This window comes from Micromonospora sp. WMMD975, assembly GCF_029581215.1.
Lineage (GTDB): Bacteria > Actinomycetota > Actinomycetes > Mycobacteriales > Micromonosporaceae > Micromonospora.
The window spans coordinates 6,784,793-6,793,026 of sequence record NZ_CP120739.1 but is presented as its reverse complement, the minus strand read 5'-3'; the positions used below and the strand labels follow the sequence as shown (position 1 = coordinate 6,793,026).

Below are 8,234 nucleotides of genomic sequence, written 5' to 3'. Positions count from 1 at the left end.
AGCGGACAGTTGGCGAAGTGAGCCTAGTCTCTCCGGCCACCGGGCGATCGACGGCGGCACGTGCGGAAGGATGGACGGCATGCGCATCGTGGTACTGACCGGCGGCATCGGGGGCGCCCGCTTCCTGCTCGGCGTCCGGGCGTACGCCCGGGAGGTGGGCGCCGAGGTGACCGCCGTGGTCAACGTGGGCGACGATCTCCTGCTGCACGGGTTGAAGGTCTGCCCGGATCTGGACAGTGTGCTCTACACGCTCGGTGGCGGCGCCGACCCGGAGCGTGGCTGGGGCCGGGCGGGTGAGACCTGGACGGTCAAGGCCGAGCTGGCCGCGTACGGCGCGGAGCCGAGCTGGTTCGGCCTCGGCGACAAGGATCTCGCCACCCATCTGGTCCGCACCACGATGCTCAACGCCGGCTACCCGCTGTCCCAGGTCACCGAGGCGCTGGCCAGCCGCTGGCAGCCGGGCGTACGCCTGCTGCCGGCGACCGACGAGCGCCTGGAGACCCACGCCGTCATCTCCGACGGGCAGGGGCAGCGGGCGATCCACTTCCAGGAGTGGTGGGTGCGCCACCGCGCCGACGTACCGACGCAGCGGTTCGTGTTCGTGGGCGCGGAGGCGGCGAAGCCGGCGCCGGGCGTGGTCGAGGCGCTCGCCGCCGCGGACGTGGTGCTGATCGCGCCGAGCAACCCGGTGGTGAGCGTCGCGCCGGTACTGGCCGTGCCGGGCCTGCGTGACGCGGTGGTCGGCGGCCCCGCGCCGGTGATCGGGGTGTCGCCGATCATCGGCGGCGCGCCGGTACGCGGGATGGCCGACCGTTGCCTGGCCGTGCTCGGGGTCGAGTGCAGCGCGACCGGCGTGGGTGGCCTCTACGGCGCCCGCTCCGCCGGGGGCCTGCTCGACGGCTGGCTGGTCGCCGAGGAGGACGAGGGCGCCGCGGTGCCGGGCGTGGTGGTCCGCTCGGCGCCGCTGCGGATGACCGACGAGGCGGCGACCGCCGCGATGGTGCGCGCCGCGCTGGAGTTGATGTGAAGCTGGAGATCCTGCCGGTGCCGGGCATCGGCCACGTGACCGAGGGCGACGATCTGGCGGCGCTGATCGCCGGTGCGGCGCCCTGGCTGCGCGACGGCGACGTGCTGGTGGTCACCAGCAAGATCGTCTCCAAGGCGGAGGGCCGGCTGGTGGACGTGCCGGCGGACGGCCCGGAACGCCTCGCCGAGCGGGACCGCGTGCTGGCCACCGAGACCGCCCGGGTGGTCGCCACCCGGGGCGGGACCCGGATCGTGCAGACCCACCACGGGTTCGTGATGGCCTCCGCCGGCATCGACGCCTCGAACGTGGACAAGACCCGGCTGGTGCTGCTCCCGGTGGATCCGGACGCCTCGGCCCGCGCGTTGCGGGCGGCACTGCGCGAGCGGTACGGCCTCGACGTCGCAGTCGTCGTCAGCGACACCATGGGCCGCCCGTGGCGCAACGGGCTCACCGACGTGGCGCTCGGGGTGGCCGGGATGCCGGCGATCCGCGACCACCGAGGCGAGGTCGACCCGTACGGCAACGAGCTCCATCTCACCCAGATGGCCGTGGTCGACGAACTCGCCGGCGCCGGCGAGCTGATCAAGGGCAAGTGCGATCAGGTGCCGGTCGCCGTCGTCCGTGGTTACCTCACCGCGACCCGGGACGACGACGAGGGCGCCCGGACCCTCGTGCGGGACGCTTCGCTTGACCTCTTCTCGCTCGGCACGGCCGAGGCGCGGGCCGCCGGCCTGCGGGCGGCGGCCACCCTGCCGGACGTGACCGGTCCGGCCCCGGCCGACCCGGCCGCGGTGGACCGGGCGATCGCCGTGGTCGCCGACGCGGTCGCCCCCGGCACCGTCTTCACCCACGTCACCGACGAGGAGGTACGCGCCGGATTCACCGCCACCGTGTCCGGCTGGCCGGCCACCGCCACCGGCCTGGTGCTCGGTGCGGCGCCGACCCCGGTCGACCGGGCGGACCTGGTCCGGTTCGGCGCCGACCTGCAACGCCTGCGCACCGCGCTGGCCGCCGAGGGCGTCGGGTCGGTCCTGCTGCCGCCCCCGGCGGGAAGCACGGCCAGCGCCACGCTGGCGCTCTGACCGCCCGAGCGCGAACCGCCCGGACCGCGTGACCCGCCGAGCGGCGTCGGTCAGGCGTCGAGGACGGCGCGGCCCAGCGGCGTCAGCGTGTGCAGCACGGTGTTGCGGTCCCGGTGGCTGACCAGCAGCCCGGCGTTGCGCAGCACCGAGGTGTGTTGGCTGGCCGCGGCGGCGGAGATGCGCAGCCGCCGGGCCATCTCGCCGGTCGTGCAGCCCTCGTCGGCGACCTGGAGCACCGCCGCGCGGGTGCGACCCAGCAGCGCGGCGAGCGCCTCGCGCTGGGCGGCGGCGTCGTCCCGGCTGCCGCCGGTGTCGGAGGTGAGGCCGCCGAGCCGGTCGACCGGGTAGACCAGCACCGGGGGCAGGCTCGGGTCGAGCAGCGCCACCGGGTTGCCGGTGCAGAAGAATGACGGTACGAGCAGCAGGCCCCGGCCGTCCAGGTGCAGCTCCCGGGTGTCCGGGTAGTCGAGCACCTCGAGCACGCCGTCGGCCCACCGCATGGTGGGTCGCAGGCTGGCCAACAGCCCCTCGGCGCCACCGTCGAGCATGGCCCGCGCGCGCCGTGACCGGTCCGCCTCGACGGCGGCCTGGACCCGCGCCCAGTACGGGGTGACCGCGAGCGCCTGGTAGCGCGCCATGGTGTCGGTGAGGTCCTGCAACGCCTCGGGCTCACCCCGGGCGAGCGCGGTCGCCGAGGACGGCAGCGAGGTCTCTCCGGCCAGGACGGTCAGGTCGCGGCGCAGCATGCCGAGCGGGGTGCCGCGGACCGCTTCCAGCCCGGCCTCGAAACCGTCCCGGCTGGCGGACGGGGTGAGGAAGTCGGGAAAGTAGCCACGGGGCGGGTTGAGCGCGAGGAGCAGCCGGTAGCGTTCGGCCCCGGTGTCGGTCCGCAGACCGCGCGCCACGCCGCGTCGCCACGTCGTGGACAGCGGGTCACGGCTGCGCCCCTGGAGCAGGTGCAGGCTGAGAACCAGTTCCCACAGCGGGTCCGCGGCCGGGGCGACCCGGGTCCGCAGGATGTCCTCGCGCGAGAAAATGATCTTCAACATGGATCGCTCCCGGGTGGACGGCGGAGGTGCCCGCCACCCCTCGCACTTTACCCGCCGGCACTAATCTCCATTTTTAAGCGAGACGTGAAAGACCTCGACGTTGGGCGTACCGGTTCGGCAAACTCTCCCTTGCCCGCCGACGCCGGGGCGCGATGCCGACCCGGTCGCCGGTCGACGGGCGTGGCCGGACGGCACCACGAGGGTCTGCGGATCGCTCCGCAGGGGTGCCGTCCGGCCGTCGCTCATCCGATCCAGAGCGCCACCCGGTGGTCATCGTCGGTCACGTAATAGCAGCGTCCCGCCACCTCGGCCAGCCCTTCCACGTGATGGAACGGCGCCAACTCCGCCACCAGCTCGGCGCCCACCCGGGCGTCCGCGCCCCAGCTGTGCCGGAACCGCACGTGCCGGGACGTCACCTCACCGCCGTGCGGGTGGTCGTCGAGCAGCACCGAACCCTTGCCCAGCGCGTCGATCGAACCGATCACGGCCGCGTAGCCGCCGTCGTCGGTCGGCGTGATCGCGCGGAACCCGGCCAACGCGCCGGCCGGCGTCACCCCGGTCAGCGCGTACGCCCCGAGCGCCCGCGGCCAGCTCGCCACGTCGGCGTCGTCGAACATCCCCGCCACCCCGGCCAGCTCGACGTAGATCGGCTCGCCCGCGGCGGTCACCGGGAAACGCAGCCCGAGCAGCACCGTCCCGGCCGGGGTGAACGCCGCCGCCTCGACGTTGAGGGGCAGGTCGTCCTCCGCCAGCCGGCTCACCCAACCCTTGGCCCGCGCGACGCCCCGGGCCACGGTCTCCACCACGAACCGTTGCCGGACCCGGTCGCCGGGCGGCAGCGGGGTCAGCGGGGCGGCGACGAGCGCGTCGTTGATCGCCCGGTGCAGCCGGAAGCGGTTGCGGACCACATGCACGGCGAGCGACCCGGCCACCGCGTCGTCCTCCCGGAACCGGGCCACGAAGGCGCGACGGGGCCGCAGCGGCCCGGCCTTCGACCCGAAGTGCGAGCCGAAGACGTACACCCAGCCGTCGTGGTGGGCGAGCGCCTCGCCGTCCTCGGTGCGGCCGTTCTCCCGGCCCGCGTCGGCCGGCACGTGGTACTCCAGCCACTCGCCGTCGTCGCGCTCCAGCAGCAGCGCCAGGCACTGCTCCACCGGCCCCTCGTCCAGCACGGTCCAGAACCCACGCCGCGCGCCGTAGGCCCGCAGCAACGCCGGCGAACGGACCGGCAGCAGGTCACTTGCCTCGTTGCCAGCCACCAGGAACTCGACGAGTCGCAGGGTCACCGGGTCAGGGTACGGAGACGACGCTCGTACAGTGTCGGGGTGTCTGATCTCACCGCGTACGCCGACCTGCACGCCGACGCCGTCGCGGCGCTGAGCCGCTGGACGGCGACCAGCCCGGCCGCCGCCGCGCACCGGGACCGGACCCTGACGCTGCTGGCCGCCGGGCCGATGGCGATGGGCCGCGCGCACCGGCCGGGGCACGTCACCGCGAGCGCGCTGGTCCTCGATTCCACAGGCGACCGGGTGCTGCTCTGCCTGCACGGCAAGTTCCGGCGATGGGTGCAGCTCGGCGGGCACTGCGAGCCCGGCGACCGGACGCTTGCGGCAGCCGCCTTGCGCGAGGCCACCGAGGAGTCCGGGATCGCCGGCCTGACGCTCGATCCCGACCCGATCGACGTCGACATCCATCCGGTCGCCTGCCAGGGCGGCTCGCTGCACTACGACGTCCGGTACGCGGTCTTCGCCCCGGCGGGAGCGACGGAGCGGGTCAGTGACGAGTCCGAGGCGCTTGGTTGGTTCCCGCCGGACGAGCTGCCCGAGCCGCTCGCCGACGCGACCGCCCAGCTGGTGGCACCGGCGTTGTCCGCCCTGGCCCGCCGGGCCGCCGGCTGAGTCGCACACCGGCGGCCGACGGGCCGAAACCGGCCCTCAGATCAGGCCCTCCTCGCCGCGCTCCTTGAGCTGATCGACGATCTTCTTCACGTCCTGCGCCCGGTCCCGGGGACAGACGAACACGGCATCCGGAGTGTCCACCACGATCAGGTCGTGCACGCCGACCGTGGCGACGAGGCGGCCGGAGTGCGGCACCACCACCGTCCCGGAGGTGTCGTGCAGCAGCACGCCCGGCTTCGCGTCGCCGCCGAGCACCACGTTGCCGTCGTCGTCGGTCGGCAGCACCTCACCGAGGGTGTGGAAGTCGCCGACGTCGTTCCAGCCGAAGTCGCCCGGCACGGTGGCCACCCGGCCGGCGGTCGCCGCGCCCTCCATCACCGCGTAGTCGACCGAGATCTTCGGCAGCGTCGGCCACACCGTGCCGAGCACGTCGTCCTGTTCCGGGGTGCCCCAGGCCGCCGCGATGGCGGTGATCCCGGCGTGCAGTGCCGGTTGCTGACGGGCCAGCTCGGCCAGGAAGACGTCCACCCGCCACACGAACATGCCGGCGTTCCAGAGATGCCGGCCGGAGCGGACGTAGACCTCCGCCACCTCGGCGGCGGGCTTCTCCTTGAACTCGCGTACCGGACGCAGCGGCCCGCCGTCCACCGGGTCGCCGGTCTCCAGGTAGCCGTAGCCGGTCTCCGGCCGGGTCGGGGTGATGCCCACCGTCATCAGCAGCCCCTGCTCGGCGCCGCGGATCGCCTGCCGCACCACCTCGGCCCAACGGGTCGGGTCACCGATCAGGTGGTCGGCGGCGAACGAGCCCATCACCCCGGCCGGGGCACGCTGGGCGATCACCGCGGCTGCCAGCGCGATGGCCGCGCAGGAATCCCGCGGCGACGGCTCCACCAGGACGTTCTCCTCCGGCAGGCCAGCCAGTTGCCGGGCCACCGCCGCGGCGTGCGCGGCCCCGGTGACCACGAGCGTGCGCTCCGGTGTGGTCAACGGCGCCAACCGGTCGACCGTGGCCTGCAACAGCGAGGCGGTGGTGCCGGTCAGCGGGTGGAGAAACTTGGGATGGCCCGCGCGGGACAGCGGCCACAACCTTGTGCCGCTGCCGCCCGCCGGGATGACGGCGTAGAACATCAGCACATCATGCCCGAAGCGGGCGAGCCGCCACGGCCGTCGCCGGGGATCCGCAGCGGACGCTCAGGAACGCGCCCGCCGCCAGGCGGCGATGTGCACTTCCGCGCTGGACTCCCAGGTGAACTCCTTGGCCCGGTCGAACCCGGCCTTCGCCAGGGAGAGCCGTCGCTGCTCGTCGTCGAGCAGGGCGCCCAGGTCGGTGGCGATCTGGTCCGGGTCCTCGCTTGTGTACGCCACCGCGTCGCCACCCACCTCGGGCAGGGAGAGCCGGGGCGTGGTGAGCACCGGCGCGGCGCACGCCATCGCCTCCAGGATCGGCAGCCCGAAGCCCTCGCCGTACGACGGGTAGGCGGCGACGAGCGCACCGCCGAGGAAGCCGGGCAGGTCGGCGTAGCGCAGGTAGCCCGGGCGGAGCAGCCGCAGGTGCGACGGGACCTCGGCCACCGCGCGATCGATGTCGTCGTCGTGCCCCTGGCCGCCGGCCACCACGAGCACCGGCGGGTTCGGCCGGTCGGCCACCGCCCGGGCCCAGCCGCGGATCAGGTTGGGCACGTTCTTGCGCGGCTCCTTGGCCCCGAGGAACGCGACGTAGCTGTTGTCGCCGAGCCCCAGCCGGGCCCGGACGCGGGCCTTCTCCTCGTCGCCCGGCGCGTGGAAGGCTGCCTGGTCGACGCCGTGATAGGCCACGTCGATCCGGGTCGGGTCGGCGTCCAGCAGCCGGATCAGCTCGTCCCGGGTGGCCTTGCTCGGCACGATCACCCGGGCCGCGCGACGCAGCGAGGTCTTGATCGCGCTGCGGAAGAACGTCCGGCGCGACTTGTCGTAGTGCTCCGGCTCGGTGAAGAACGTCGCGTCGTGCACGGTGACCGTCACCGGACACCCGGCCCGCAGTGGGCAGGTGTAGAACGGCGAGTGCAGCACCTCCGCGTTGACCTGCTGGGCCAGCAGCGGCAGGCCGGTCTGCTCCCAGGCGAGCCGGGCCGGTCGGTGCGCCACCGCCGCCGGCGCGGGGATGATCTCGGCGCCGGGCAGCATCCGGGTGTAGCGCTCCAGGTCGGTGCGGAGGCTCACCACGGCCAGGTCGACGCCGTCGCCGCAGACCCGGCCGAGCGCGCCGAGCAGGCCGTCGACGTATCTACCGACGCCGCCGCGATCGGCGGGGACACTCGTGGCGTCGATGAGAACGCGGGGCGGGCGACCGGCGGTCACGGGGCGACTCCTCAGGTGGCGCGTTTGTGGGGAACAACACTGTCGGCAAGCCTACGCCGGACGGGGTGTCCCACGCTGACTGCGACCCGACGGTACGCCGACTTGTCGTTGTCATCGAGTACGTACCCGGGGCGCGTATCGTTCGCGCCGATGGCCGACAACATTGCCCGGGTGTTCGCCGACGCGATCGCGACCGACCCCACCCGACCGCTGCTGACCTGGTACGACGACGCCACCGGCGAACGCACCGAACTTTCCGGCGCGACGCTTGCGAACTGGGTCGCCAAGACCGCCAATCTGCTCGTCGACGAGGCCGGCTGTGCGCCCGGCGACCCGGCCGGGGTGCTGCTGCCGCCGCACTGGCAGACCGCCGCGGTGCTGCTCGGCTGCTGGTCGGCGAAACTGACCATGATCGACACCCCGGGCCCGGTGGAGGTGCTGTTCACCGCCGTCGACCGGGTCGACGAGGCGAGCCGGTGGCCGGCCGGCGAGCGGTACGCCCTGGCGCTCGACCCGTTCGCGCTGCCGATGCGGCAGGTGCCGGCCGGCTGCACCGACTTCGTCGCGGCGGTACGCGGGCACGGCGACCACTTCACCCCGTACCCCTCGGGTGGTGCGGCGGACGCGGCGCTGCTGGCCCGCGCGGAGGCCCGCGCCGCGGAGCTGGGTCTCACCGCCGGCGACCGCCTCCTGGTCGACGTGACCCGGCACCCCGACCCGGTCGACTGGCTGTTGACCCCACTGACCGCCGCCGCCAGCGTCGTCCCCTGCGCCCACCTCGACCGCGCCCGACTGGACGCCCGCGCCGCGACCGAGAAGGCCACCCACACCCTGGCCTAGG

The 8,234-nt window shown here is 74.1% G+C and carries 8 protein-coding genes; 4 read left to right on the top strand and 4 right to left on the bottom strand.

What is annotated here, in order from left to right; translation table 11 throughout:
- Positions 1 to 79 precede the first annotated feature (79 nt).
- Together cofD and O7613_RS30715 are read left to right on the top strand one after the other, a co-directional pair.
- Positions 80 to 1,027 (top strand): 2-phospho-L-lactate transferase, encoded by a 948-nt coding sequence (cofD, locus tag O7613_RS30720; protein WP_281584862.1) that lies wholly within the window; start codon positions 80 to 82, stop codon positions 1,025 to 1,027.
- A complete protein-coding gene (locus tag O7613_RS30715) occupies positions 1,024 to 2,109 on the top strand; it encodes a coenzyme F420-0:L-glutamate ligase (protein WP_281584863.1) in 1,086 nt (361 codons plus the stop codon). The genes cofD and O7613_RS30715 overlap by 4 nt, the downstream gene beginning before the upstream one ends.
- Positions 2,110 to 2,159: 50 nt before the next feature.
- Here O7613_RS30715 and O7613_RS30710 read toward each other — a convergent pair whose 3' ends face one another.
- Together O7613_RS30710 and O7613_RS30705 are read right to left on the bottom strand one after the other, a co-directional pair.
- Positions 2,160 to 3,158 carry a winged helix-turn-helix domain-containing protein gene (locus tag O7613_RS30710; protein WP_281584864.1) on the bottom strand — a complete coding sequence of 333 codons (999 nt, stop codon included), beginning with the start codon at positions 3,156 to 3,158 and terminating at the stop codon, positions 2,160 to 2,162.
- Positions 3,159 to 3,400: 242 nt separating this feature from the next.
- Positions 3,401 to 4,444, bottom strand: coding sequence for a hypothetical protein (locus O7613_RS30705; RefSeq protein WP_282291303.1), 1,044 nt, complete (start codon positions 4,442 to 4,444; stop codon positions 3,401 to 3,403).
- Between the two features lie 39 nt (positions 4,445 to 4,483).
- Between O7613_RS30705 and O7613_RS30700 the strand changes: the two genes are divergently transcribed.
- Positions 4,484 to 5,056 (top strand): NUDIX hydrolase, encoded by a 573-nt coding sequence (locus O7613_RS30700; protein WP_282291301.1) that lies wholly within the window; start codon positions 4,484 to 4,486, stop codon positions 5,054 to 5,056.
- Positions 5,057 to 5,092: 36 nt separating this feature from the next.
- On the opposite strand, the gene O7613_RS30695 is transcribed toward O7613_RS30700, so the two are convergent.
- Together O7613_RS30695 and O7613_RS30690 are read right to left on the bottom strand one after the other, a co-directional pair.
- Positions 5,093 to 6,184: a sugar phosphate nucleotidyltransferase gene (locus tag O7613_RS30695; RefSeq protein WP_281584867.1), complete on the bottom strand. Its 1,092-nt coding sequence runs from the start codon at positions 6,182 to 6,184 to the stop codon at positions 5,093 to 5,095.
- 63 nt (positions 6,185 to 6,247) lie between these two features.
- On the bottom strand, positions 6,248 to 7,393 hold the full coding sequence (locus O7613_RS30690; RefSeq protein ID WP_281584868.1) for a glycosyltransferase family 1 protein: 1,146 nt from the start codon (positions 7,391 to 7,393) through the stop codon (positions 6,248 to 6,250).
- Positions 7,394 to 7,543: 150 nt separating this feature from the next.
- On the opposite strand from O7613_RS30690, the gene O7613_RS30685 reads away from it, so the two are divergent.
- Complete coding sequence (locus tag O7613_RS30685; protein WP_282291299.1) at positions 7,544 to 8,233, top strand: TIGR03089 family protein; 690 nt, start codon at positions 7,544 to 7,546, stop codon at positions 8,231 to 8,233.
- The last annotated feature ends 1 nt before the right edge of the window (position 8,234 follow it).

Coding starts and splice junctions, on each gene's coding strand:
- O7613_RS30710 (WP_281584864.1), bottom strand. CDS start 3,158: ATGTTGAAGATCATTTTCTCGCGCGAGGACATCCTGCGGACCCGGGTC.
- cofD (WP_281584862.1), top strand. CDS start 80: ATGCGCATCGTGGTACTGACCGGCGGCATCGGGGGCGCCCGCTTCCTG.
- O7613_RS30695 (WP_281584867.1), bottom strand. CDS start 6,184: ATGTTCTACGCCGTCATCCCGGCGGGCGGCAGCGGCACAAGGTTGTGG.
- O7613_RS30685 (WP_282291299.1), top strand. CDS start 7,544: ATGGCCGACAACATTGCCCGGGTGTTCGCCGACGCGATCGCGACCGAC.